Raw genomic sequence first — 24003 nt, 5'->3', positions numbered from 1 at the left:
GAATACCATGAAGAAACCGATCGCCGCCGCGCTGGCGGCCACGCTGCTGGCCGGTCCGGCGCTGGCGGCCGACATTCCGCTGCGCGACTTTTTCCGCACGCCGGAACAGAGCAATTTCACCGTCTCGCCCAATGGCGACAGCGTGGCCTTCCTCGCGCCGTGGGAGTCGCGCCGCAACATCGTCGTGCGCCGTCCCGGCAAGCCGGACCAGCGCGTCACCTCGATCAAGGACCGCGATCTGTCCGGCTATTTCTGGAAGGGCAACGACAGGCTGGTGTACACCAAGGACAGCGGCGGCGACGAAAACTTCCATCTGTACAGCGTCGATCTCGCCAGCGGCGAAACCCGCGACCTGACGCCGTTCCCCGGCGTGCGCGCCGAGATCGTCGATGGCCTGATAGACCGCGACGACGAGCTGCTGGTCGGGCTGAACAAACGCAATCCCGAGATTTTCGACGTTTACCGCGTCAATCTGAAGACCGGCGAATTGAAGCTGGAGGCGGAGAATCCGGGCAAGGTGGCCAGCTGGGGAACCGACCACGACGGCAATATCCGCGTCGCCGTCGAGACCGACGGCGTCAACAATACCGTGATGTACCGCGACGAAGCCGGCGGCAAGTTTCGCAAGCTGTTGACCACCAATTTCCGCGAGAATTTCACGCCGCTGTTCTTCACCTTCGACAACCAGCGCTTCTACGCCTCCAGCAATCTGGGCCGCGACAAGGCCGCCATCGTCGAATACGACCCGAAGACCGGCAAGGAAGTGAAAGAGATCTACGCCCGCAACGATGTCGACGTCGACAACCTGGGCTATTCGCACAAGCGCAAGGTGATCACCTGCGCCGACTTCGAGACCGACAAGCCGGGGCGCCAGTGTTTCGATCCGGTGGCGCGCGAGCTATACGACAAGCTGCAGGCGCGCTTTCCGGGCTACCAGGTGGATCTCCAGTCCGGCGACCGCGACGAGGACCATTTCGTCGTGGCGGTGTGGAACGACAAGACCCAGGGCAAGCGCTATCTGTACGACAAGGCCAGCGACAAGCTGACGCTGCTGGCCGAGGTCACGCCGTGGCTGCCGGAAGACCGGATGGCGGCGATGAAGCCGGTCCGGTACCAGAGCCGTGACGGCCTGACCATCAACGGCTATCTGACCTTGCCCCGCGGCAAGGAGAACGCCAAGGACCTGCCGGTCATCGTCAATCCGCACGGCGGGCCGTGGGCGCGCGACAGCTGGCGTTTCAATCCGGAAGTGCAGTTCTTCGCCAGCCGCGGCTGGGCGGTGCTGCAGATGAACTTCCGCGGCTCCACCGGCTACGGACGCCGGTTCTGGGAAGCCTCTTTCAAGGAGTGGGGCGGCAAGATGCAGGACGACGTCAGCGACGGCGTGGCCTGGCTGGTGGGGCAGGGCGTGGCCGACCCGAAGAAGGTCTGCATCTACGGCGGCAGCTACGGCGGCTACGCGACGCTGTCCGGCATCACCAAGACGCCGGAACTGTACCGCTGCGCGGTCGACTATGTCGGCGTGTCCAATCTGTTCACCTTCATGAAGACCATCCCGCCGTACTGGAAGCCGTTCCTGGATTCGATGTACGAGATGGTCGGCGATCCGGAAAAGGACAAGGCGCTGCTGCGCGAGCGCTCGCCGGTCTTCCACGTCGACCGCATCCAGGCGCCGCTGCTGGTGCTGCAGGGCGCCAAGGACCCGCGCGTCAACATCAACGAATCCAAGCAGATCGTCGATGCGCTGAAGAAGCGCGGCGTGGACGTCGAGTACATCGTCAAGGACAACGAGGGCCACGGTTTCCACAACGAGGAAAACCGCTTCGCCGCCTACGGCGCGATGGAGCAGTTCTTCAAGAAATACCTGGACTGAGGGCGGTCGGCTCCGCCGCAAGCGGCCCGCGCGCATGCGCGGGCTTTTTTCATGCGCGGGCCGGCCGCCAGCGCCGCGCACCCCAATGCCCCAGCAACTGCAGCAGGCCGCACAACAACAGGTAGCCGACGGCGATGGCGCTGAAGATCTCCAGCGGATACACCTGCTCGCGGTTGTTGACCTGGGTGGCGACGAAGGTGAACTCGGCGACGCCGACGATATAGGCCAGCGAGCTGTCCTTCAGCAGCGACACCCACTGGTTGACGAAGGACGGCAGCATGATGCGCAGCGCCTGAGGCAGGATCAGCCAGCGCAGCGTCTGCCAGCGCGAGAAGCCCAGCGCCAGCCCGGCGTGCCACTGTCCGCGGCCGACGGCGCCCAGGCCGGCCAGTACCGCCTGGCCGAGGTAGGCCGAGTGGATCAGCGCCAGCGCCAGTATCACCGTCGCGAGGCCGGGGATGTCGACGCCGAACAACAGCGGCAGCAGGAAATAGCACCAGAAAATCAGCATCAGCACCGGGATCGCGCGCAGCACCGCGGTGATGGCTGCCAGCGCGCGCCTCAGCGCGGAACCGCCCATCAGCTGCGCGATGCCCAGCGCCAGGCCGAGTCCGCTTGCCAGCAGCGCGGCGGCCAGGCTCAGCGCAGCGGTCAGCAGCAGGCCGCCGGGTTCGCCGCCGGACAGATTGCCCCACAGCAGGTAGTCGAGATTGTCTCGGATCACATCCGGCATCATCGCAATGTCCTCCATGCCGGTTCCGGCCGTTGGGCCAGCAGCTGGGTGAGCAGCACCAGGACCAGATACAGCGCGGTGGCGGCGGCGAAGGACTGGAAGGCCAGCAAGGTCTCGGTCTCCACCTGGCGCGACGCGTAGGAGAGTTCGGCCAGGCCGATGGCCATCGTCAGCGAAGTGTTCTTGACGATGGCGGTGTACTGGCCGACCAGCGGCCGCTTTACCAGCTGCCAGGCCTGCGGCAGCACCACCAGGCGCAGCGCCTGCCAGCCGCTCATGCCCAGCGCGCGCGCCGCCAGCCGCTGTCCGCTGGGCACCGCGTTAAGGCCGGCCTGCAGCTCGCCGCTGATGAAGGCGGCGCTGTACAGCGTCAGCGCGGTGAAGGCGGCCAGGAATTCGAACGACGGCCAGGGCAGCGCCAGATCGAAGGGCAGCATCAGCGCGCGCGGCGTGTTCAGCCAGATCTTCGCCTCGTCCGGCAGCAGGCCGGACACGCCGAAATACCACAGCAGGAGCTGCACCATCAGCGGCGTGTTGCGATGCAGTTCCAGGAACAGCCGCGTCGCCAGCCGCAACGGCCGCGGGCCGCCGTCCAGCAGCGCGGTCAGCGCGAGGCCGAGCAGGCTGGCGGCGACGACGACCAGCAGCGACAGCCAGCCGGTCAGCAGCGCGCCCTTGCCCAGCCAGATCAGGTAATGCGGCTCCAGCCAGTTGTGGCCGAGCCAGGCGGGTGGGGTCATGCGTGTGTCTCTCTACAGCGGTGAAACGGCAAAACCGCCGGGGGCGCCGGCGGTTGCGGACGGGGACCTGCCTGGGGTCAGGCCGCGTCGCCGATCTTGAAGTCGCGCGGCAGCGGGGCCTTGGTCTTGGGGCCGAACCAGCGGTCGTAGATCCTGGCCGCGTCGCCGCTCTTTTCCAGCTCGCGCAGCGTCTCGTTGACCACCTTGGTCAGCCGGGCTTCGCCCTTCGGCAGGCCGATGGCCTGGAATTCTCGGGTCAGCGTGAACGGCGCCAGCTCGTACTTGGCCTTGTCCGGCGCATTGGCCAGCAGCGCGGCCAGTTTGGAGCCGTCCTGGGTGATGGCCTGGACGTTGCCGTTGCGCAGCGCGGTGAAGGCCAGCGGGGTGTCGTCATAGGCGACGACGGTGGTCTTCGGGTATTTCTCGCGCAGATACACTTCCTGGGTCGTGCCCTTGTCGACGCCTACGCGCAGGCCGGCCAACTGCTCAGGCTTCTGCAGCGCGCCCTTGCGGACGATGAACTGCTGGCCGGAGGCGAAGTAGGGCAGGCTGAAGTCCACCTGCTTCTTGCGCTCGTCGGTGACGGTGAAGTTGGCGGCGACGATGTCGGCCTTGCCGGACACCAGCAGCGGCACGCGGTTGGCCGGATTGGTCGGGACCAGCTGCAGCTTCACGCCCAGTTTCTTCGCGATGTGCTGGGCCACGTCGACGTCCAGGCCGGAAATCTGGCGGGTCTTGGCGTCGAGGAAGCCGAACGGCGGGTTGCTGTCGAAGGCGGCGACGCGCAGCACGCCGGCTTTCTTGATGTCGTCCAGGCGGTCGGCCAGGGCGGCGGTGGAAGTCAGGGCAATGGCGAGTGCGACGGCGAGGGTCTTTTTCATGGCGAGCCTTGTAGTTTGCCGAGTGGAATCGATAGCCGCCATCGTACCCTGGTTTTTTAATATCCAGAAATTATAAAAAATTAGTTATATATTCCAGTAAATGTTTTCGGCCGGGCGGCTTCCGTCGCGCGGGCGTGAAAAAGGCCGGGATGTCCCGGCCCTGGGTATCGAAAACGCTCAGCTCCGCTTGCGCCGTCCGAAGAAGGCGAACAGCGCGACGCCGACGACTATCATCGGCAGGCTCAGCCACTGGCCCATGCTGATCACATCGGATTTGCCGAAGATGCCGGCGTCCGGATTGCGGAAGTACTCGCTGACGAAGCGGGCCAGGCCGTAGCCGATCAGGAAGACGGCCGACACCTTGCCGGTGGCGCGCGGCTTGGCGCTGTAGAGCCAGAGCGCGCCGAACAGCACGATGCCCTCGAGCGCGAACTCGTACAGCTGCGACGGGTGGCGCAGCAGGCCGCCGTACTGCATCAGCATATTCATCAGATCGGACGACTGCTGCGCCTCGGCGATGTCCTCCATCCGCGCCTGCGGGAACAGCATCGCCCACGGCAGGTCCGGGCTGGCCACGCGGCCCCACAGCTCGCCGTTGATGAAATTGCCGACGCGGCCGGCCGCCAGACCCAGCGGCACCAGCGGCGCAATGAAGTCGGTCAGCTGCCAGAAGCCGCGGCCCACCTTGCGGCCGTAGATCGCCACCGCGATCAGCACGCCGAGGAAGCCGCCGTGGAAGGACATGCCGCCCTTCCACACCATGAAGATCTCCAGCGGGTGGCTGAAATAGTAGCCGGGCTGGTAGAACAGCACCTCGCCGAGCCGGCCGCCGACGACGACGCCGACGGCTCCGTACATCAGCATGTCGTCCAGCTGCGGCACGGTCAGCACGTCGTTGCCGTTCTTCAGGCGGTACTTGCCCATGGTCAGGAACAGGGCGAAGCCCAGCAGGTACATCAGGCCGTACCAGTGGACGGCCAGCGGGCCCAGGTGGATGGCCACCGGGTCGAACTGAGGATGAATCAGCATTTGTCAGTGATGTGCGTTTGCGGTAAAAGAATTGTTGACGAGATTATACGGAAAGCGTTCCCCGCCGTCGCGCCGTTCACCCGCGGCGATGCGGCACTCTGCTTGGTCCACCCGGCACCCGCGGACCAGCCGACGCCAGCTTACCCTGCTGGCGTGACGGAACGGCGACCGGTTTTGTTTACAGATTAAGGAAGCCTCATGCCTCAATACCGTTCCCGCACTTCCACCGCCGGCCGCAATATGGCGGGTGCCCGCGCGCTGTGGCGCGCCACCGGGATGACCGATGCCGACTTCGGCAAGCCCATCATCGCCATCGCCAATTCCTTCACCCAGTTCGTGCCCGGCCACGTGCACCTGCAGAACATGGGCCAGCTGGTGGCGCGCGAGATAGAAAAAGCCGGCGGCGTCGCCAAGGAATTCAACACCATCGCCATCGACGACGGCATCGCGATGGGCCACGGCGGCATGCTGTACAGCCTGCCCAGCCGCGACCTGATCGCCGACAGCGTCGAGTACATGGTCAACGCCCACTGCGCCGACGCGCTGGTGTGCATCTCCAACTGCGACAAGATCACCCCCGGCATGCTGATGGCGGCGATGCGGCTGAACATCCCGGTGGTTTTCGTCTCCGGCGGGCCGATGGAGGCCGGCAAGGTGCAGTGGGGCAGCGAGGTGCGCAAGCTGGACCTGGTCGACGCGATGGTCGAGGCCGCCAACAGCGCGGTGTCCGACGAGGACGTCGAGCGTGTCGAGCGTTCCGCCTGTCCCACCTGCGGCTCCTGCTCCGGCATGTTCACGGCGAACTCGATGAACTGCCTGACCGAGGCGCTGGGCCTGAGCCTGCCCGGCAACGGCAGCCTGGTGGCGACGCACGCCGACCGCAAGGAACTGTTCCTGAAGGCCGGCCGCCTGATCGTCGAATTGGCCAAGCGCCACTACGAGGGCGAGGACTATTCGATCCTGCCGCGCGGCATCGCCACCAAAGAGGCCTTCGAGAACGCGATGAGCCTGGACGTCGCGATGGGCGGCTCGACCAATACCGTGCTGCATCTGCTGGCCGCCGCCAGCGAGGCCGGCGTCGATTTCAAGATGGCCGACATCGACCGCATCAGCCGCGGCGTGCCCTGCCTGTCCAAGGTGGCGCCGGCGACGCAGAAATATCATATGGAGGACGTGCACCGCGCCGGCGGCGTGATCGGCATCCTGGCCGAGCTCGATCGAGCCGGCCTGATCCACCGCGACGTCGCCACCGTGCACAGCCCGACGCTGGGCTCGGCGCTGGAGCAGTGGGACGTGATGCGCCACGGCGAGGGCAGCGAACCGCACCGCCTGTTCCGCGCGGCGCCGGGCGGCGTGGCCACCACCATCGCCTTCAGCCAGAGCATGCGCTACCCGACGCTGGACGACGACCGCGCCGAAGGCTGCATCCGCGACCAGGCCCACGCCTATTCTCAGGACGGCGGCCTGGCGGTGTTGTACGGCAATATCGCCGAGCGCGGCTGCATCGTCAAAACCGCCGGCGTCGATGAGTCCATTCTCAAGTTCACCGGGCGCGCCCGCATCTTCGAGAGCCAGGACGCGGCGGTAGAGGGCATCCTGGCCGACCGTATCGTCGCCGGCGACATCGTCATCATCCGCTACGAGGGCCCGAAGGGCGGTCCGGGCATGCAGGAGATGCTGTACCCGACGTCCTATCTTAAGTCCAAGGGGCTGGGCAAGGCCTGCGCCTTGCTGACCGACGGCCGCTTCTCCGGCGGCACCTCCGGCCTCTCCATCGGCCACGCGTCGCCGGAGGCGGCCGAGGGCGGCGCGATCGGCCTGGCGGAAGAGGGCGACACGGTGGAGATCGACATCCCGAACCGCCGCATTCACCTGGCGGTGTCCGACGAGGAACTGGCCCGCCGCCGCGCGGCGATGGAGGCGAAAGGCCGCGACGCGTGGAAGCCGGTCGGCCGCGAGCGGGTGGTCAGCCCGGCCTTGCGCGCCTACGCGGCGATGACCACCAGCGCCGATACCGGCGCGGTCCGCGACGTGTCCCAAGTGGAACGCAAATAATCCGCGCTAGGGTGCTGTCATCACCCCGCAGGGGCGACGCACCTTCAATCAGGTGGGATCAACCGTAGGGTGCGTCACCCCAAAGGGGCGACGCACCGAATAGGAAGGGGAGGCCAAGCGCCTCCCCTTTTTGTCTCAGGCGGGCCTGAAAATTGCGCCGCGGTCCCGGTCGGGACGGTGGAATTTTCGGGCCTGGCTGACTTATACCGTGGACAGCGTCACTACAGCCGCCGCGACGATGGCGATGCCGGCCCAGCCTATCGGCTTCAGTTTCTGCTTGTACAGCAGGCGGCCGCCGATGGCGGTGCCGAGTATGCCGATCGACCCCCACAAGGCGTAGGCGATCGCCAGATCCATGCCTTTGACCGCCTGGCCCAGCAGCGCGAAGGCCAGCCAGACCAGCAGGATGGCGCCCACGCCCCATGCGCGGCGGCGGAAGCCGTCCGATTTCTCCAGCATCAGATTGGCGCCCACTTCTATCAGCGCCGAGGCCAGCACGAACAAGAGGTAGGCGGTTTTCATGCGGCGGCCTCCTGTTCGTCGCCTTCGCCCAGCGTCACGCAGACCAGGCCCTGCAGCGCGAGGCCCAGGCCGATGATTTCCTGCGTCACCAGCGTTTCGTCGAACAGCCAGACGCTGACCGCGGTCAGGCCGACCAGGCCCAGGCCTTCCCATACCGCGTAGGCGACGCCGACCGAGATCGCGCGCAGCGCGAGCGACAGCAGATAGTAGGACAGGGCCAGCGCGGCGGCCATCCAGGCATAGCCGAGATAGCCGCCGCTGCGGGCGGCGGCGGCCATGAAGGAGGTGCCGGCGATTTCGCAGACGATGGCCGCCATCAGCAAGGACCAGGCGATGAATAATGGAGAGTGTAATTTTTTATACATAGTGTCCAATAAAATAAACATGACGATCAGTCTGACACGGTCCCGCTTGACGGGGTTCCCGACGTTTCGCCGCGATACTATTGGAATACGATGAAAATGGGCGCGCCTGACGATGCTGTCCCTTGGCTGAGGGGCCGGACGATCAGTCGTCCAGCTGCACGGTCTCCCCGTCTTGCATGGCCAGCGGGAAAAGCTTCAGCGGTCTGTGCCTGCGTATCATCTCGGCCAGCGCCGGCGAGTGGCTGGTCACCCACAGCTGGCTGTGGCGGCTGGCTTCGGCGATCAGGCGCGCCAGCGCGGGCAGCAGTGCCGGATGCAGACTGTTTTCCGGCTCGTTCAGCGCCATGAAGGCTGGCGGACGAGGGCTGAGCAGCGCCACCGCCAGACAGAGGAAGCGCAAGGTGCCGTCGGACAGCTCGGCGGCCTCCAGCGGGCGCAGCAGGCCGTCGCGCTGCATCAGCATCTGGAATCGTCCCTGCTGGGCGTCAACCAGGAAGCGGCTGTCGGGAAAGGCGTCGGCCAGCACGCTGGCCAGCAATTCGTCGTCGCCGATTTCGATGATGGTCTGGAACGCCGCGGCCAGATTGGCGCCGTCGTGAGCCAACACCGGCGAGCGTATGCCGACCTGCGGCGCTCGCAGCGGCGAGCCGGGCCAGACGGCGAATTCGTGGTAGAAGCGCCAGTTGCGCAAGGTTTCCCTCAGCCGGGACAATTCCGGATAGCGGTGCGGCTCGGACAGCTGGCCGAACAGCGACTCTTCGGCGCGCAGGCTGGCCGGATAGGCGGTGCGCTCTCCGTCGACGCCGCAGAGGAAGGCGGCCTGGTTGCGCCGCTCCAGCAGCAAGGCGGAAGGCCGCCGGCCATGGGCCAGCCACAGGCTTTCCTCCTTCACCAGCGGGTCCAGCGAGAACAGGCTGTTGCTCGGTTCCGGATAGCCCAGTTGCAGTTCGTAGTCGTAGTCGTCCAGCCGCGCCGCCAGGATCATCCGTTTAGGCGCACGCGCCTTGTCGCCGCGTCGGGCGCCGCCGGCCCACATCGCCTTCTGCGCGCCGCCTTCTGCCGCCAGGGCCGCCGACAGTCGGCCTTCGGCGGCGGCGTGTAATAGCTGGATGGCCTTGTATAGATTGGATTTGCCGCAACCGTTGGCGCCGACGACGATATTGAGCGCATCGAGCTCCAGCGTCAGTTTGCGTATCGAGCGGAAGCCGACGAGGTTGAGCTGGTGTATCGGCATGCGGACGGGCCTATCGGGAAAGCCACTTCGACCGCGCGCGTGCGCGCGGGTTCCGGCGGGAGGCCGGTCAATTGATTAGGTCTTGATGTTTGTCATAATGCGGGAATGCGGCAGTGCTATCATGGCGGCGCCTTCCTGTCCTACAGTCGGGAACCCGGCCGGTCCTCGGCAGTCTATCGGCTTCCTTCCCCGCGGCGCGCAGCGCCCGCGTCTATTTGTTCATTTGCAGAAAAATCGAACAGTCACCCCTGGTTTTTATTCGTTTTGTTTCGGAAGTGAATTATTTATAAAATTACATTGTCATTCAAAATCAGTGAAATTTTCCCATGTTGTATTAGTTGTGCAACGTCGTCGCACTGAGCTCACGATGTGGGGCCGCGTTTGCGATAGCGACCGCTTGCCTTGGACGCTGTCAGACTTCTCGTGAAGAGATTGTGTATATTGCAATGATTTTTAATGATTTTGCCAAGAGTTTGGCGTGAGATAGGCAAAAAAAATGCGCGGTGCCTTACGGCCCGCGCCAAGTCTACAAAGGAGAAATAGAGGAGAAACTATCAAGAAGCAATTGCTGCATCTCAACGAGGACGGATTATCCGGATTGCGGTAGCGAGTGTCAACATTTGCGTTTCCGAAAATGAGGATAAATGTAATTTTTTGTCGCAACTGCGCACATGGCCTCGGCGAGGCGGCAGTTTTGGCAGGGGTTTACGCCTTTGGCATGCTTTGTCGGCAGCCGAGCAAGCGCGTGACAGCTGTGCCACAATACGTTTTTTCCAGATTGCAGCAGGATGTCAGCACATGGACGCCGTCCGCCATATTCTTCCCGACCCGCGCCAGTACCACCCGCAAGCCTCCCTGACCAACCGCCTGATCCATCACGCCCAGTCGGCGCTGGACGCCCAGGACACCGGCGAGCGCGATATGTGGCGCCAGGCCCTGGTCGGCGCCATCGGCGAGATGCTGCAGCGCGGCGAGCTGTTGTCGATCTCGGTGGCGCTGGCAATGGTGCCGACCCAGGCCTGCTACCAGCAGGTGTGGGACGCGCTGCGCGAGGCGGTCGAGGAGACCGGCGGCGCGCGCGCGCTGGTGTTTGCGATGCCGCTGGTCCTGGTGGCCGGCAGCCGCGAGCAGGCGACGCTGCCCGGCGCCGTTGCCGATGTCGACGGCCTGAACGCGCTGCTGCGTCAACACGGCGTGTTCTCCGACGACGGCGACGTGGCCTTGTCCGGCGTCTTGCTGCATCCGGACAGCCTGATCGGCCTGGACGCGGCCAAGCTTTACCGGATGTCGAGACTGGGCGAGGACGCCCGCGCCGAGCTGCCGACGCAGCCGGCGCCGATCACGGTGAAGGAGGAGGGCGTGTTCCTGCGCTATCTGATCGGCGTGGCGATCCAGCGCGACGGCGAGGCGCCGCCGCTGCGGCTCGGCGGCTCGGTCGGCGGCTGGGGCATGCCGCTGATGAAGTTTCTGGGCGAGCAATTGAAGCGGGACGGCGTGACGCTGTTCCCGATCGCCCGTCCGCCGCTGCCGGCGATGCAGGCGCTGGTGGCCGGCAATTTCGCGCGCTTCGAGGTGGCGCTGCAGGTATTCGCCAGCAGCCAGATCCGCCGGCTGCGCGAGCTGGACAAGGAGCCGGTGGCCATCGTGTCGGCGCACGACAACGGCGAGTTGCATTTCACCGTGTCGGCCAGCGGCGACGAGCGCAACTGGGAAGGCTTCGTCTGGCCGCTGGCTTCGCTGGACAACGTCAAGCTGATCGAGGAGAACTTCCGCGAACTGATGCGCGAATGCCATGTGCGCGACGTGCATGTGCTGCCGGAGCTGCAGCCGGAAAGCCGCGACGGCGTTCCGCTGTTCTTCACCGCCGACGATCTGTAAAGCGCAGTCTCGAAATATCGGCCCCGCCTGGCGCGGGGCTTTGTTTTGCCTATCAGCCGGCGGCGTCCTCCGTGCGCACCCAAGGCGCGCCGGCCAGTTTTCCCGCCAGATAGTCGATCAGCGCCTGCACGCGCGCCGGCCGTCCGCGTCCCGGCGGCGTCAGGATGTACACGGCGATGGGCTCGACCTCCCAGCCCGGCATCGCCGTTTCCAGCCGTCCCGCTTGCAAGTCTTCCCAGGCCAGAAATTCCGGCTGCAAGGCCAGCCCCAGCCCCTCGCGCAAGGCCGGCGCGAGCGCGTCGGCGTTGTTGACGCGCAGCGGCGCGTGCATCTCCAGAGAGAATTCTCCTTCGTCCGGATGGCGGAAACGCCAGAAGCGGCCGCCTTGCGAGTTGCTGTACTGCAAGGCGCGGTGGCGAGCCAGCTCCGCCGGATGTCCAGGCCTGCCGTGGCGGGCGAAATAGGACGGCGCGCCCACCAGCAGGATGCGCACCGCGCACAGGCGTCTGGCCAGCAGGCTGGAATCGGTCGGCGAGGCGATGCGCAGGGCCAGGTCCATCCTGTCCGCCACGAGGTCGGCTTGCTCGTCGCTGAAATGCAGATCCAGCTCCACTTCCGGGTGCCGCGCCATGAAGTCCGGCAACAGCGGCGCCAGATGGGACAGGCCGAAAGACATCGGCGCGGCCATGCGCACCCGGCCGCGCAGGGTGCTGGATTGCTCGGCGATGTCCGCCTCCACCGCCTCGCCTTCCGCCAGGATGCGCGCGGCGCGCTCCAGCGCCGCGTCGCCGGCCTCGGTCAGCGACAATCTGCGCGAAGTGCGGTGCAGTAGCACCGTCTTCATTCTTTCCTCCAGACGCGACACGGCCTTGGACACCGTGGCCTGGGACAGGCCCAGTTCGTCGGCGGCGCGGGCGAAGGCGCCGCATTCGGCCACCTTGGCGAAAATGGCCCAGGCTTCCAGATCGGGCAGTCGTTTCATGGAGGCTCCATGGGGGATGAACTATTCCAATTTTATCATCATGGAGTCGATGTATCCGTTTTATCATGTAAAAAATGGAAATCATGGTATTCGATATATTCCATTAACATGAAGGTCGCGGCTGTTTATAGTGGCTACATCAACGATTCGAGAGCCACAGGAGACCGCCATGATCGAACGCCGACCCTTCGCCAGCCTGGGCGCAGCCCAGCACGGCTGGCTGGACGCCAAACACCATTTCTCCTTCGCCGACTACCGCGATCCGGCGCGCATGCACTGGGGCTCGCTGCGGGTGTGGAACGACGACACCATCGCCGCCGGCAGCGGCTTCGCCCCGCATCCGCACGCCGATATGGAGATCATCACCTATGTCCGCGAGGGCGCGATCAGCCACCAGGACAATCTGGGCAACCGCGGCCGCACCGAGGCCGGCGACGTGCAGGTGATGAGCGCCGGCAGCGGCATCGTCCATTCCGAATACAATCTGGAGCCTGTCGCCACCCGCATCTTCCAGATCTGGATCTATCCGGACAGCCGCGGCGGCGAGCCGTCCTGGGGCAGCAAGCCCTTCCCCAAGGCCGACCGCTCCGGCGCCTTCGTCGCGCTGGCCAGCGGCATGGACGGAGACGACGGCGCGCTGCCGATCCGCGCCGACGCCCGTGTGCTGGGCGCCACGCTGAAGGCAGGCGAAAGCGCCGAGTACCGACTGGGCGCGGGCCGCCGCGGCTATCTGGTGCTGTCGGCCGGATCGGCCAGCGTGAACGGCGTGGCGCTGCAGAGCGGCGACGGCGCGGCCATCCGCGACGAGGATCTGGTCCGCGTCGAGGCCGGCGAGGATGCCGAACTGATCCTGGTCGACACCCGCGAATGACATGCCCGGCGCGCAGGGGCGGCGGCCCCTCTGGCGCCGGCTCGTCGAACCGGCCGCCGCCAATAGAATGGAGAAACCGTGATGAAACCGACCGCTAGCGCCGTCCCCAGCCCGCTGTTGCTGACTCCGCGCGACCACACCCTGATCCTGATCGACTACCAGTCGCAGATGGCTTTCGCCACCCATTCCATCGATATCCCGACGCTGCGCAACAACGCCGGCCTGGTCGCCAGTGCCGCCGCCGGCTTCGGCGTGTCCGCCATTCTCACCACCGTGGCCGAAAAGAGTTTCTCCGGCCCGATGTTCGACGAGGTGACGGCGCCGTTTCCGGACCTGCGCATGCTGGACCGCACGTCGATGAACACCTGGGAGGATGCCGCGGTGATCGACCGCGTCAACCAGATAGGCAAAGGCCGCATCGTGCTGGCCGGCCTGTGGACCAGCGTCTGCATCGTCGGACCGGCGCTGTCGGCGCTGGACCAGGGTTTCGAGGTCTACGTGATCGCCGACGCCTGCGGCGACATCTCGGCCGAGGCGCATGAGCGCGCGATGCAGCGCATGGTGCAGGCCGGCGCTCGGCCCATCACCTCGCTGCAGTATCTGCTGGAGCTGCAGCGCGATTGGGCGCGCGCCGACACCTATGAGCTGACCACCGGCATCGCCGCCAAGCTGGGCGGCGGTTACGGTCTGGGCATCCGCTACGCCAAAACCATGTTCGGCGGCCACGAAGGCTGATCGCCGCGCCGCCGCCTGCCGCGCGTCCGCCGGCGGCGGCCGATATCGAGGGGAGAAGCCACCATGGCTATAGCTGATGTGATTCTGCGCAATGGCCGCATCGCCACGCTCGACAGGCGCAAGCCGCTGGCGAGCGCCGTCGCCGTCAAGGACGGCCGCTTCCTCGCGGTGGGCGAGGAGGCCGAGATCATGGCGCTGGCCGGCCCGGCCACCCGCGTCGTCGATCTCAAGGGCCGCCGCGCGCTGCCCGGCCTGATCGACAACCATACCCATCTGGTGCGCGGCGGGCTCAACTTCAATATGGAGCTGCGCTGGGACGGCGTGCGCTCGCTGGCCGACGCGATGGACATGCTGCGGCGGCAGGTGGCCGTCACGCCCGCGCCGCAATGGGTGCGGGTGGTGGGCGGCTTCACCGAGCATCAGTTCATCGAGAAACGCCTGCCCACGCTGGACGAGATCAATGCCGTCGCGCCGGACACGCCGGTCTTCCTGCTGCATCTGTACGACCGCGCCCTGCTCAACGGTGCCGCGCTGCGCGCCGTCGGCTACGGCCGCGACACGCCGGCGCCGCCGGGCGGGGAGATCGTCCGCGACGGCAACGGCAACCCGACCGGCCTGCTGCTGGCCAAGCCCAACGCCGCCATCCTGTACGCGACGCTGGCCAAGGGGCCCAAGCTGCCGTTCGATTATCAGCTGAACTCCTCCCGCCACTTCATGCGCGAACTGAACCGCCTGGGCGTGACCGGCGTCATCGACGCCGGCGGCGGCTTCCAGAACTATCCGGACGATTACGAGGTGATCCGGCAACTGGCCGACGCCGGCCGGATGACGGTGCGGCTGGCCTACAATCTGTTCACCCAGAAGCCGAAGGCGGAAAAGGAGGACTTCCTGGCCTGGACCGCCGGCGTCCGCTACAAGCAGGGCGACGATTATTTCCGCCACAACGGCGCCGGCGAGATGCTGGTGTTTTCCGCAGCCGATTTCGAGGACTTCCGCCAGCCCAGGCCCGAGATGCCGCCGGAAATGGAGGGCGAGCTGGAGGAGGTGGTGCGCATTCTGGCGCAGAACCGCTGGCCGTGGCGGCTGCACGCCACCTATGACGAAACCATCTCGCGCGCGCTGGACGTGTTCGAGAAGGTGGATCGCGACATCCCCTTGCAGGGGCTGAACTGGTTCTTCGACCACGCCGAGACCATTTCCGAGCGCTCCATCGACCGCATCGCCGCGCTGGGCGGCGGCATCGCGGTGCAGCACCGGATGGCCTACCAGGGCGAGTACTTTGTCGAGCGCTACGGCTCGGCTGCCGCCGAGGCCACGCCGCCGATCGCCCGCATGCTGGAAAAGGGCGTCCGGGTCTCGGCCGGCACCGACGCCACCCGCGTCGCCTCCTACAATCCCTGGGTGTCGCTGGCGTGGATGATCACCGGCAAGACCGTAGGCGGCCTGCGGCTCTATCCGCAGCGCAACTGCCTGGATCGGGAAACCGCGCTGCGGATGTGGACCGAGAACGTCGCCTGGTTCACCGGCGAGGAGGGAGGGCGCGGCCGCATCGAAGTCGGCCAGCTTGCCGATCTGATCGTGCCGGACCGGGATTTCTTCTCCTGCCCGGAGGACGACATCTCCTTCCTGGTGTCGGAGCTGACCATGGTGGGCGGCCGAGTCGTCTACGCCGCGGGCGGCTTCGCCGAACTGGACGACAATCCCTTGCCGCCGGCGATGCCGGACTGGTCGCCGGCGCGGACCTTCAAGGGCTACGCCGCCTGGGGCGATCCGGATGGCGCCGGCCGCCATTCGCTGCAGCGCCAGGCGGCGGCCGCTTGCGGCTGCGCCAGCGCCTGCGGTCTGCACGGTCACCAGCATGCGCGGGCCTGGGGCGCGGCGCTGCCGGTATCGGACGCCAAGGGGTTTTTCGGCGCCTTGGGCTGTTCCTGCTGGGCAGTGTGACGGCTGCGGCGAGGCCTGGGCGCGCTTGCTTCACGTTAAGGTTTCGTTTGGGGCATTTCGTGTAGAATGCCCGAATCGTTAACCCTTTGATGGATGAGTCAAAGATGTTCGCTGCTGACCAGACGATCGCCAAATTCGACCCAGAACTCGCCGCCGCCATCGCGGCTGAATGCCAACGCCAGGAAGATCACATCGAGCTGATCGCCTCGGAAAACTACACCAGCCCGGCGGTGATGGAGGCCCAAGGCTCCCAGCTGACCAACAAGTACGCCGAAGGCTATCCGGGCAAGCGTTTCTACGGCGGTTGCGAGCACGTGGACGTCGTCGAGCAGCTGGCCATCGACCGCGTGAAGCAGCTGTTCGGCGCGGAATACGCCAATGTGCAGCCGCACTCCGGCTCCCAGGCCAACCAGGCGGTGTATTTCTCGATCCTGAAGCCGGGCGATACCGTGATGGGCATGAACCTGGGTCACGGCGGCCACCTGACCCACGGCTCGCCGGCCAATCTGTCCGGCAAGATGTTCAACATCGTCGCCTACGGCCTGAACGACAAGGAAGAAATCGACTACGACGACATGGAGCGCGTGGCGATGGAAACCAAGCCTAAGCTGATCATCGGCGGCGCGTCCGCCTACGCGCTGCGCTTCGACTTCGAGCGCATGGGCCAGATCGCCAAGAAGGTCGGCGCCTACTTCATGGTCGACATGGCGCACTACGCCGGCCTGGTCGCCGCCGGCCTGTACCCGAACCCGGTGCCGCATGCCGACTTCGTGACCTCCACCACCCACAAGACCCTGCGCGGTCCGCGCGGCGGCATCATTTTGGCGCGCGCGGAGTTCGAGAAGAGCATCAACAGCAATGTGTTCCCGACGCTGCAGGGCGGCCCGCTGGAGCATGTGATCGCCGCCAAGGCCATCGCCTTCAAGGAAGCGCTGCAGCCGGAATTCAAAGCGTATCAGCAGCAGGTGCTGAAGAACGCCGCCATCATGGCCAAGACGCTGGCCGAGCGCGGCCTGCGCATCGTCTCCGGCCGCACCGAGAGCCATGTGTTCCTGGTCGACCTGCGCGCCAAGGGCCTGACCGGCAAGCAGGCCGACGCGCTGCTGGGCCGCGCCCACATCACCGTCAACAAGAACGCGATCCCGAACGACCCGGAAACCCCGTTCGTCACCTCGGGCATCCGCATCGGCTCGCCGGCCATCACCACCCGCGGCTTCAAGGAAGCCGAGGCCATCCAGGTGGCCAATCTGGTGGCCGACGTGCTGGACAATCCGAACGACGACGCGCTGATCGCCCGCGTGGCGGCCGAAGCCACCGCGCTGTGCCATCGCTTCCCGGTCTACGCCAAGTAAGCCGGCCCGTCCCGGAAACCGCCGCCCGAAAGGGCGGCTTTTTTATTGCCCGGCGGCCGGGCGGTGCGGCGCGGCGGTATTGCTGATAACATCCAACTATTGCAACCTTCAGGATTATTGTCATGAAATGCGCGTTTTGTGGCAACGCCGATACCCAGGTGATCGACTCCCGTGTCAGCGAGGATGGCGCCAGCATCCGGCGCCGGCGCCGCTGCCCGGTTTGCGACAAGCGTTTCACGACTTTCGAGACGGCCGACGTGCGGATGCCGCAGGTGGTGAAGACGGCCGGCCACCGCTCCGAATTCGACATCGAGAAGGTCCGCACCAGTTTCCTGCGCGCTTTGCACAAGCGGCCGGTTTCCACCACGCTGGTCGACGAGGCGATAGACCGCATCTGCCACAAGCTGCTGCAGCTCGGCGAGCGCGAGGTCAGCAGCCGCCAGATCGGCGAGATGGTGATGAACGAGCTGGCGCGGCTGGACAAGGTCGCCTATGTGCGCTTCGCGTCGGTTTATCGCAGTTTCCAGGATATTTCCGAGTTTACCGACGCGATCAAGGAAATCCAGAAGTCCTCGCATTGACAGTCAGGCGACCGGCGGGATAGCTTGGTTAATCCTTTTGTCATTTTCTGGAGAGGCCATGAGCGCCATCGCCCTGGAACCCGCCGTCATGTTGAGGGGGCCGCGTCTTGACGACGCCGAAACGCTGTTCTCGCTGGTCGATGCCAGCCGCGCCACGCTGCGGCAGTGGCTGCCGTGGGTCGACGGCACCGTCGGCGTGGACGATTCCCGCCGCTTTCTCGCCGGCGTCGTCGACGGCGCGCGGGACGGCTCCGCTTGCGCCACCTGGCTGATCGAGGTCGACGGCGGCATGGCCGGCTGCATCGACATCCACGGCATCAGCCGGCTCAACCGCTCCGGCTATCTCGGCTACTGGCTGGCCGACGCCCATGTCGGAAAGGGCGTGATGCGGCGGGCCGTGGCTCAGGCGCTGGACATCGGTTTCGGCGAGCTCGAACTGAACCGCCTGTGCATCGACGCCGCGGTCGACAATGTCCGCAGCTGCCGGGTGGCCGAGCGGCTGGGCTTCCGCCGCGAAGGCGTGCTGCGGGAGTACCTGCGCCTGCACGGCCGCTACCATGACGCCTGCCAGTACAGCATGCTGGCCCGGGAATGGACGCCGCGGCGATGAGCCTGGTCAGCATCCGTCCGGCCGACCCGGTCCGCGATGCGCCGGCGCTGTACGCGCTGATCGACCGTTACCGCGCCACCTTGTCGCAATGGCTGTCCGGCATCGTCAAGCCGCGGTCCGTGGCCGATGCTGAAGTCCTCCTCCGACTGCAGGCGCAGGGCAACCAGGAGGGCCGCAGCGCGCACCGTCTGATACTGGCGGACGGCGAAATCGTCGGCATCTGCTCGCTGCACGGCATCAGCGCCGCCCATCGCCATGCGCGGCTCGGCTACTGGCTGGCCGACAGCCACGTCGGCCGGGGCGTGATGTCCGGCGCGCTGACGCAGTTGCTGGACTATGCGTTCGAAGACCTGGCGCTGCGCCGGCTGGAACTGGGCTGCGCGCCGGAGAACCTGCGCAGCTGTCGCGTGGCCGAGCGCCTGGGCTTCAAGCTGGAGGGGGAGCTGCGCGACGCGCAGTTTCTGGGCGGCCGTTTCTGGAATATGCGTTGTTACGGCCTGCTGGCCGATGAGTGGAAGAAACGAAGATGACGGACTACAGCGCCGACGACTACCTGTATATGCAGCGCGCGCTGCGCCTGGCCGAAGGCGCGACGCGCCGGGCGGCGCCCAATCCCGGCGTAGGCTGCGTATTGGTGCGCGATGGCCGGGTGGTAGGCGAGGGCGCGACGCTGGCGGTGGGTTCGGACCACGCCGAGATCCAGGCGATCAAGGACTGCCTGGCGCGCGGCGAAAGCCCGCGCGGCGCGACCGCCTACGTCACGCTGGAACCCTGCAGCCACCATGGGCGCACGCCGCCGTGCGCGGAGCGTCTGATCGCCGAGGGCGTCGCGAGGGTGGTGGCGGCGATGGTGGACCCCTATCATGAAGTGGCGGGCCGGGGCATCGCGATGCTGTGCGCGGCCGGCGTCGACGCGTCGGCCGGGCTGATGGAGGCCGAGGCGCGCCGTGTGCACCGCGGCTTCCTGTCCCGCGTCGAGCGCGGCCGGCCCTGGGTGACGCTGAAGGCGGCCGCGACGCTGGACGGCAAGACCGCCCTGCTGAACGGTCGCAGCAAATGGATCACCGGGCCGGAGGCGAGGCTGGACGTGCAAAGGCTGCGCGCCGCGCATTGCGCCATCCTGACCGGCAGCGGCACGGTGCTGGCCGACGATCCGCAATTGACGGTGCGCGAGCCGGCAGCGGCGGCGCAGCCGGCGCGGGTGGTGCTGGACGGCGATCTGCGCACGGATCCGGCCGCGCGCGTCTATCGAGGCGGCGGCGCCTTGTTGGCCACCTGCGAGGCGGACGAGGGCCGGCTGTCGGCGTTCCGCCGGAACGGGGTCGACGTGCTGACGCTGGCGCGCCGCGACGGCAGGGCCGATCTCGCCGAGCTGCTGACGCGGCTGGCCGGACGCGGCGTCAACGAATTGATGGTCGAGGCGGGGGCCGGACTCAACGGCGCGATGCTGCGCGCCGGCCTGGTCGACGAGATCGTGCTGTATCTGGCGCCGTCGCTGGCCGGCGACGCCGGGCGCGGCCTGTTCGCCTGGCCGGCCTTGACGTCGCTCGAGGACAAGACCAAGCTGGAAATCGCCGACGTGGCCAAGGTGGGCGCCGATCTGCGCCTGCTGCTGCGGCCCGCGGCCGGCGGCGCCTGAGCGTGCCTGGCGCCGCGCTTTGCAAGCGACTATCGGGCAAGGAGTGGCAATGGCGGATCTGGCGGCCGCGCTGAGCGCGTATCTGCACCTGATTGCCCGGCTGGGCGCCGCGCCGGAGGTGGTGGACGAGCGGCGGGCCCTGCTGCAGCGGCTGCTGGCCCGCCTGGGCCGGGAGCGGCGCGACCCCGACGCCTATCATGCGGCGGTCGACGGTTTTCTGAACGACTGCGTCGCCGGCGAGCGGGTGCTGGCCATCACCTGCGCCCGCGAATTCTACTGTTTCTGGCTGGACGATATGCAGAAGGTGGTGGAGGCGACCGCGCGCGCAGGATTCTCCATTCACAATCCGGCGATGCTGGTGCTCGAAACGCTGGACGACTTGCTGGCCTTGATGCGCAGTCAGCGTTTCACCCGCTTTCCGCCCTCGCTGGGCCTGTATCTGGGCAAGCTGTTCGAGGACGGGACGCCGGACGAGGAGATCCGTCGACGCGAGTCGCTGCTGAAGGCCTTGCTGTTCCTGCTCAACCCCCATCCGGTCAGCAATACCAGCTATCGGATGGCGGTGGACGCGCTGTTGCTGCATCTGCCCGACCACGACGACAAGCAGCAGCTGCGCCTGCTGGTGCGGGAGTATTTTCCGTATTGGCAGGCCTTCCCGTTCGCCCACCACCGGCTGGCGGGCCGCGACGGCGAACCGCCGGCTGGCGATGGCGCCAAGACCTGATCAATGATAAAAACTCATGTTATTTTCCTTTGGACTTGATGGGCGCTTGCGCATCCGCTTGGCTTTCCACCGTATTCCCTTTTTGGTCTCGACATTGACCATCATCAAATGTCATGTGAGTATGCTGGTTCCGGAACAAGGGAGGAAGCCATGGGAGATCAGACGGCCTATCAGAGCCTGACCCGCACATTTCAACGATTGCATCATTTCGGCCACCTGGCCGCGATCAGCAGCTGGGACCAGGCGGCGATGATGCCGAGCAAGGGCAACGAGGCGCGCGCCGCCGCCCAGGCCGAGCTGCAGGTGCTGATGCACCAGCTGATCACCGCGCCCGATCTGGCGCGGCAGCTGCAAGACGCCGAACAGGAGGCGCTGGACGAGACGCAGCGCGCCAATCTGCGCGAAATCCGCCGCGAATGGAGCCAGGCCAATCTGTTGCCGGAGGCGCTGGTGGAAGCCAAGGCGCTGGCGGCGGCGCGCTGCGAGCATGCCTGGCGCGAGCAGCGCCGGAACAACGACTGGGCGGGCTTCCTGCCCAATTTCCGCGAAGTGCTGCGGCTGGCCCGCGAAGAAGCGGCGCTGCTGGCCGAGGCGAACGGCGTCAGCCGCTACGACGCCCTGCTCGACAAATACGAGCCCGGCATGAAGAGCGCCGACATCGCGCGCATTTTCGACGACGTCAAATCCTGGCTGCCCGGCCTGATCGAGCGCGTCCGCGCCAAGCAGGCCGCCGAGACGGTGATCCGGCCGAAGGGACCGTTTCCGGTCGACAAGCAGCGCGCGCTGGGCCTGGACGTGATGCGGCTGCTCGGCTTCGATTTCGATGCCGGCCGGCTGGACGTCAGCAGCCACCCGTTCTGCGGCGGCGTACCCGAAGACGTTCGCATCACCACTCGTTACCGCGAAGACGACTTCGTGCAGAGCCTGATGGGCATCGTCCATGAAACCGGCCATGCCCGATACGAGCAGAACCTGCCGCGGGACTGGCTGTCCCAGCCGGTGGGCCGGGCACGTTCGATGGGCATACATGAAAGCCAGAGCCTGTCGTTCGAGATGCAGCTGGGGCGCAGCCGCGGCTTTCTGCAATTGATCGCGCCGAGCATCCGCGCCCATTTCGGCGATCAGCCGGCCTTCGACGCCGACAATCTCGCCAGGCTGTACACCCGGGTCGAGCCCGGCTACATCCGCGTCGACGCCGATGAGCTGTGCTACCCGGCGCACGTGATCCTGCGCTTCGAGATCGAGCGCGCGCTGATAGACGGCGAGATAGAGGCCGAGGACGTGCCGGCGCTGTGGGACGAGAAGATGCTGGCCTATCTGGGGCTGGACACGCGCGGCAATTATCGCGACGGCTGCCTGCAGGACATCCATTGGACCGACACTTTCGGCTATTTCCCCAGCTATACGCTGGGCGCGATGTATGCCGCCCAGTATTTCGCCACGCTGCGCCGGCAGGAGCCGGCGCTGGATGCCAGGGTCGCCGCCGGCGATCTGGCGCCGGTGTTCGACTGGCTGCGCGACAATATCTGGAGCCAGGGCAGCCGCTGGGACACCGGCGAGCTGGTGCGGCGCGCCACCGGGGAGGCGTTGAATCCCGCCCACTACCGCGCGCATCTGGAGGCGCGCTATCTGGGATAGGCGCGGCGACGCGCGCGAGTCTTCGAGCCGGCCCGCTGGGCCGGCTTTTTCATGGCTCCTCGCCGGCCATTTCGGACCACAGGAAGCGCTCGACCACCGAGGCGAGCTCCTCCGGTTTGTCCCACTGGATCATGTGGCCGGCATCGGCGATGGTGGCTTCGTCCAGCCTGGCGAAACAGGCGCGGCGCTGGTCCAGCGTGTCCATCACGCCGCTGATGGCCGGATGGCCCGATGACTGCCCGCCTATCACCCATAGCACCGGCGCCGTGATGCGGCGCCAGCATTCCATCGCCTCTTCCAGCCTGTACAGCACCGGATTGACCATTTTATGGCGAGGATCGGCGCGGTAGCGGACGCCGCCGTCACAGGGACGCGTCAGCTCTCCGGCCAGCCAGAGCGCGCGTTCCGGCGCCAACAGCGGGTTGCGGGCCCGCAGCTTCTCCGCCACTTGCGGCAAATCGGCCAGCGGCTCGAAGCCCATGGTCTGCGCGGTCTCCCGCAGCCAGCGGGCATAGCGGCCAGGCGCCTCGGCCGGCCGGGTGGGGTTCAAGCCGAATCCTTCGACCAGCACCAGCCGGTCTATGCGCTGCGGGCGGATGCCGGCGTAGAGACCGGCGATCATCGCGCCCATGCTGTGGCCCAGCAGCTTCACCGGCCGCTCCGGCGACAACTGCCGCAACAAATCGTCCAGATCGGCCAGATAGTCGGGAAAGAAGTAGCTGCCCTCGTTCCACTGGCTGTCGCCGAATCCGCGCCAGTCGGGCGCGGCGACATGCCAATCCCGACTCAATGCTTGGACCAGGAATTGAAAGGTGGCCGAACTATCCATCCAGCCGTGCAGCAGCACCAGCAGGGGGGAGGACTCGTTCCCCCAGCTTCGCAGGTGGTAGCGGCGTCGGTTGACCGTCAGGTAGTGGCTGGTGGAGAGCGTCATTGCGCGAGGATCCCATGGTGCTAGACGCGGATCAGTTTAAACGCATGACTGGGACGTGGGTAGGGCGGGACGCAGCTGACAGGTTTTTGTCATGATAATCTATTTGTCATTATTCCTGGTGTTTCATTTGCAATTTGATGACCATATTTAATCTATAGTTTAATATGTTGTTAAATTGATGCACAAATGAGACAGACGATTTCCAGTCGAAGCAGAGGGGTTTTTCCATGAAACGCTTTCCCATCAAGGCTTTGAGAGGGGGTTGCGCCGTTTTTGTTCTGATTAGTTGTGTTGAAAGTCATGTTTTATTTGATTTAACCTAGTCATGCCATCACGACCCATCGCGCTGCACTAGACGCCGCTTGTAGCGGCCAGCGGCTCAAGGGAGGTGATGGACGCAGAGCATTGTCCAGCCATGACATGGCGAGAGGGGAGCGCAGCAGAGGCCTCCGTCGCTTGTCCCCAGGTCTGTTGCCCGCCTGTTTTTTTTTAATCTGAAGACGAATGGCTTCAGATAAGTTTAATCAGATTTGATGTTGTTTGTTGAATCTTATTATACTAAAACTAACAAGAGGCGGCTTGAGACGCTTGGGCGCCGGATAGGGCTTGGCGCCGGAGCATCTCGGACATGGGCAGGAATCGAGGGATTACCGAAGATGCCTTGACGTGTCGGACGGCTCTTC

Annotated in this window: 22 protein-coding genes; 13 read left to right on the top strand and 9 right to left on the bottom strand. The window is 65.9% G+C overall.

Annotation, left to right across the window (positions count from 1 at the left end):
- Positions 1 to 7: 7 nt before the first annotated feature.
- Positions 8 to 1873, top strand: coding sequence for a prolyl oligopeptidase family serine peptidase (locus tag WNM05_RS18400; protein WP_434629601.1), 1866 nt, complete (start codon positions 8 to 10; stop codon positions 1871 to 1873).
- A 49-nt stretch (positions 1874 to 1922) separates the two neighbouring features.
- On the opposite strand, the gene WNM05_RS18395 is transcribed toward WNM05_RS18400, so the two are convergent.
- From WNM05_RS18395 to lgt, 4 genes are all read right to left on the bottom strand, one after another.
- A complete protein-coding gene (locus WNM05_RS18395) occupies positions 1923 to 2624 on the bottom strand; it encodes an amino acid ABC transporter permease (protein ID WP_434629598.1) in 702 nt (233 codons plus the stop codon).
- Positions 2606 to 3346, bottom strand: coding sequence for an amino acid ABC transporter permease (locus WNM05_RS18390; RefSeq protein ID WP_434629595.1), 741 nt, complete (start codon positions 3344 to 3346; stop codon positions 2606 to 2608). Before WNM05_RS18390 ends, WNM05_RS18395 begins: the two co-directional genes overlap by 19 nt.
- 77 nt (positions 3347 to 3423) lie before the next feature.
- A complete protein-coding gene (locus WNM05_RS18385) occupies positions 3424 to 4227 on the bottom strand; it encodes an ABC transporter substrate-binding protein (RefSeq protein ID WP_434629592.1) in 804 nt (267 codons plus the stop codon).
- A gap of 177 nt (positions 4228 to 4404) precedes the next feature.
- Positions 4405 to 5256, bottom strand: a complete 852-nt coding sequence (gene lgt, locus WNM05_RS18380; RefSeq protein WP_434629589.1) for a prolipoprotein diacylglyceryl transferase — start codon at positions 5254 to 5256, stop codon at positions 4405 to 4407.
- A gap of 198 nt (positions 5257 to 5454) precedes the next feature.
- Between lgt and ilvD the strand changes: the two genes are divergently transcribed.
- Entirely contained in the window at positions 5455 to 7311 is a 1857-nt protein-coding gene (gene ilvD, locus WNM05_RS18375; RefSeq protein WP_434629587.1) for a dihydroxy-acid dehydratase, read from the top strand.
- A 201-nt stretch (positions 7312 to 7512) separates the two neighbouring features.
- Here the strand turns inward: ilvD and WNM05_RS18370 are convergent, their stop codons facing one another.
- The 3 genes from WNM05_RS18370 to WNM05_RS18360 form a co-directional block, all read right to left on the bottom strand.
- Positions 7513 to 7833, bottom strand: coding sequence for an SMR family transporter (locus WNM05_RS18370; protein ID WP_434629584.1), 321 nt, complete (start codon positions 7831 to 7833; stop codon positions 7513 to 7515).
- The gene (locus WNM05_RS18365) at positions 7830 to 8198 is read right to left on the bottom strand and encodes an SMR family transporter (protein WP_434629581.1); all 369 of its coding nucleotides are present in this window, start codon (positions 8196 to 8198) and stop codon (positions 7830 to 7832) included. The genes WNM05_RS18370 and WNM05_RS18365 overlap by 4 nt, the downstream gene beginning before the upstream one ends.
- Before the next feature lie 142 nt (positions 8199 to 8340).
- The gene (locus WNM05_RS18360; protein WP_434629578.1) at positions 8341 to 9432 is read right to left on the bottom strand and encodes an AAA family ATPase; all 1092 of its coding nucleotides are present in this window, start codon (positions 9430 to 9432) and stop codon (positions 8341 to 8343) included.
- 798 nt (positions 9433 to 10230) lie between these two features.
- Between WNM05_RS18360 and WNM05_RS18355 the strand changes: the two genes are divergently transcribed.
- Positions 10231 to 11310 (top strand): hypothetical protein, encoded by a 1080-nt coding sequence (locus WNM05_RS18355; protein ID WP_434629576.1) that lies wholly within the window; start codon positions 10231 to 10233, stop codon positions 11308 to 11310.
- A gap of 52 nt (positions 11311 to 11362) precedes the next feature.
- Here WNM05_RS18355 and WNM05_RS18350 read toward each other — a convergent pair whose 3' ends face one another.
- The gene (locus WNM05_RS18350) at positions 11363 to 12292 is read right to left on the bottom strand and encodes a LysR family transcriptional regulator (protein ID WP_434629573.1); all 930 of its coding nucleotides are present in this window, start codon (positions 12290 to 12292) and stop codon (positions 11363 to 11365) included.
- 169 nt (positions 12293 to 12461) lie between these two features.
- On the opposite strand from WNM05_RS18350, the gene WNM05_RS18345 reads away from it, so the two are divergent.
- The 10 genes from WNM05_RS18345 (at position 12462) to WNM05_RS18300 (ending at position 22386) form a co-directional block, all read left to right on the top strand.
- On the top strand, positions 12462 to 13163 hold the full coding sequence (locus tag WNM05_RS18345) for a pirin family protein (RefSeq protein ID WP_434629570.1): 702 nt from the start codon (positions 12462 to 12464) through the stop codon (positions 13161 to 13163).
- An 81-nt stretch (positions 13164 to 13244) separates the two neighbouring features.
- Positions 13245 to 13898, top strand: coding sequence for a hydrolase (locus WNM05_RS18340; protein WP_048403260.1), 654 nt, complete (start codon positions 13245 to 13247; stop codon positions 13896 to 13898).
- 63 nt (positions 13899 to 13961) lie between these two features.
- Positions 13962 to 15842: an amidohydrolase gene (locus WNM05_RS18335; protein WP_434629565.1), complete on the top strand. Its 1881-nt coding sequence runs from the start codon at positions 13962 to 13964 to the stop codon at positions 15840 to 15842.
- Between the two features lie 104 nt (positions 15843 to 15946).
- Positions 15947 to 17194, top strand: coding sequence for a serine hydroxymethyltransferase (gene glyA / locus WNM05_RS18330; RefSeq protein ID WP_434629562.1), 1248 nt, complete (start codon positions 15947 to 15949; stop codon positions 17192 to 17194).
- Between the two features lie 122 nt (positions 17195 to 17316).
- Positions 17317 to 17775 (top strand): transcriptional regulator NrdR, encoded by a 459-nt coding sequence (gene nrdR, locus WNM05_RS18325; protein ID WP_071112809.1) that lies wholly within the window; start codon positions 17317 to 17319, stop codon positions 17773 to 17775.
- Between the two features lie 58 nt (positions 17776 to 17833).
- The gene (locus WNM05_RS18320; RefSeq protein ID WP_434629558.1) at positions 17834 to 18385 is read left to right on the top strand and encodes a GNAT family N-acetyltransferase; all 552 of its coding nucleotides are present in this window, start codon (positions 17834 to 17836) and stop codon (positions 18383 to 18385) included.
- Positions 18382 to 18915, top strand: a complete 534-nt coding sequence (locus WNM05_RS18315; RefSeq protein WP_434629555.1) for a GNAT family N-acetyltransferase — start codon at positions 18382 to 18384, stop codon at positions 18913 to 18915. The genes WNM05_RS18320 and WNM05_RS18315 overlap by 4 nt, the downstream gene beginning before the upstream one ends.
- Entirely contained in the window at positions 18912 to 20024 is a 1113-nt protein-coding gene (ribD, locus tag WNM05_RS18310) for a bifunctional diaminohydroxyphosphoribosylaminopyrimidine deaminase/5-amino-6-(5-phosphoribosylamino)uracil reductase RibD (RefSeq protein ID WP_434629552.1), read from the top strand. The genes WNM05_RS18315 and ribD overlap by 4 nt, the downstream gene beginning before the upstream one ends.
- 49 nt (positions 20025 to 20073) lie before the next feature.
- Complete coding sequence (locus tag WNM05_RS18305; RefSeq protein WP_434629550.1) at positions 20074 to 20748, top strand: hypothetical protein; 675 nt, start codon at positions 20074 to 20076, stop codon at positions 20746 to 20748.
- A 150-nt stretch (positions 20749 to 20898) separates the two neighbouring features.
- Positions 20899 to 22386, top strand: a complete 1488-nt coding sequence (locus tag WNM05_RS18300; RefSeq protein WP_434629548.1) for a carboxypeptidase M32 — start codon at positions 20899 to 20901, stop codon at positions 22384 to 22386.
- A 49-nt stretch (positions 22387 to 22435) separates the two neighbouring features.
- On the opposite strand, the gene WNM05_RS18295 is transcribed toward WNM05_RS18300, so the two are convergent.
- Positions 22436 to 23320 carry an alpha/beta fold hydrolase gene (locus WNM05_RS18295; protein WP_434629545.1) on the bottom strand — a complete coding sequence of 295 codons (885 nt, stop codon included), beginning with the start codon at positions 23318 to 23320 and terminating at the stop codon, positions 22436 to 22438.
- Positions 23321 to 24003 lie beyond the last annotated feature (683 nt).

It is taken from the genome of Chromobacterium sp. CV08 (assembly GCF_051129845.1).
Taxonomy (GTDB): Bacteria; Pseudomonadota; Gammaproteobacteria; order Burkholderiales; family Chromobacteriaceae; genus Chromobacterium.
This window is presented reverse-complemented; position numbering and strand designations above follow the sequence as displayed.

Coding starts and splice junctions, on each gene's coding strand:
- WNM05_RS18320 (WP_434629558.1), top strand. CDS start 17,834: ATGAGCGCCATCGCCCTGGAACCCGCCGTCATGTTGAGGGGGCCGCGT.
- WNM05_RS18300 (WP_434629548.1), top strand. CDS start 20,899: ATGGGAGATCAGACGGCCTATCAGAGCCTGACCCGCACATTTCAACGA.
- WNM05_RS18350 (WP_434629573.1), bottom strand. CDS start 12,292: ATGAAACGACTGCCCGATCTGGAAGCCTGGGCCATTTTCGCCAAGGTG.
- nrdR (WP_071112809.1), top strand. CDS start 17,317: ATGAAATGCGCGTTTTGTGGCAACGCCGATACCCAGGTGATCGACTCC.
- WNM05_RS18340 (WP_048403260.1), top strand. CDS start 13,245: ATGAAACCGACCGCTAGCGCCGTCCCCAGCCCGCTGTTGCTGACTCCG.
- ribD (WP_434629552.1), top strand. CDS start 18,912: ATGACGGACTACAGCGCCGACGACTACCTGTATATGCAGCGCGCGCTG.
- WNM05_RS18315 (WP_434629555.1), top strand. CDS start 18,382: ATGAGCCTGGTCAGCATCCGTCCGGCCGACCCGGTCCGCGATGCGCCG.
- WNM05_RS18370 (WP_434629584.1), bottom strand. CDS start 7,833: ATGAAAACCGCCTACCTCTTGTTCGTGCTGGCCTCGGCGCTGATAGAA.
- ilvD (WP_434629587.1), top strand. CDS start 5,455: ATGCCTCAATACCGTTCCCGCACTTCCACCGCCGGCCGCAATATGGCG.
- glyA (WP_434629562.1), top strand. CDS start 15,947: ATGTTCGCTGCTGACCAGACGATCGCCAAATTCGACCCAGAACTCGCC.
- WNM05_RS18335 (WP_434629565.1), top strand. CDS start 13,962: ATGGCTATAGCTGATGTGATTCTGCGCAATGGCCGCATCGCCACGCTC.
- WNM05_RS18395 (WP_434629598.1), bottom strand. CDS start 2,624: ATGGAGGACATTGCGATGATGCCGGATGTGATCCGAGACAATCTCGAC.
- WNM05_RS18355 (WP_434629576.1), top strand. CDS start 10,231: ATGGACGCCGTCCGCCATATTCTTCCCGACCCGCGCCAGTACCACCCG.
- WNM05_RS18295 (WP_434629545.1), bottom strand. CDS start 23,320: ATGACGCTCTCCACCAGCCACTACCTGACGGTCAACCGACGCCGCTAC.
- lgt (WP_434629589.1), bottom strand. CDS start 5,256: ATGCTGATTCATCCTCAGTTCGACCCGGTGGCCATCCACCTGGGCCCG.
- WNM05_RS18360 (WP_434629578.1), bottom strand. CDS start 9,432: ATGCCGATACACCAGCTCAACCTCGTCGGCTTCCGCTCGATACGCAAA.
- WNM05_RS18345 (WP_434629570.1), top strand. CDS start 12,462: ATGATCGAACGCCGACCCTTCGCCAGCCTGGGCGCAGCCCAGCACGGC.
- WNM05_RS18390 (WP_434629595.1), bottom strand. CDS start 3,346: ATGACCCCACCCGCCTGGCTCGGCCACAACTGGCTGGAGCCGCATTAC.
- WNM05_RS18305 (WP_434629550.1), top strand. CDS start 20,074: ATGGCGGATCTGGCGGCCGCGCTGAGCGCGTATCTGCACCTGATTGCC.
- WNM05_RS18400 (WP_434629601.1), top strand. CDS start 8: ATGAAGAAACCGATCGCCGCCGCGCTGGCGGCCACGCTGCTGGCCGGT.
- WNM05_RS18385 (WP_434629592.1), bottom strand. CDS start 4,227: ATGAAAAAGACCCTCGCCGTCGCACTCGCCATTGCCCTGACTTCCACC.
- WNM05_RS18365 (WP_434629581.1), bottom strand. CDS start 8,198: ATGTATAAAAAATTACACTCTCCATTATTCATCGCCTGGTCCTTGCTG.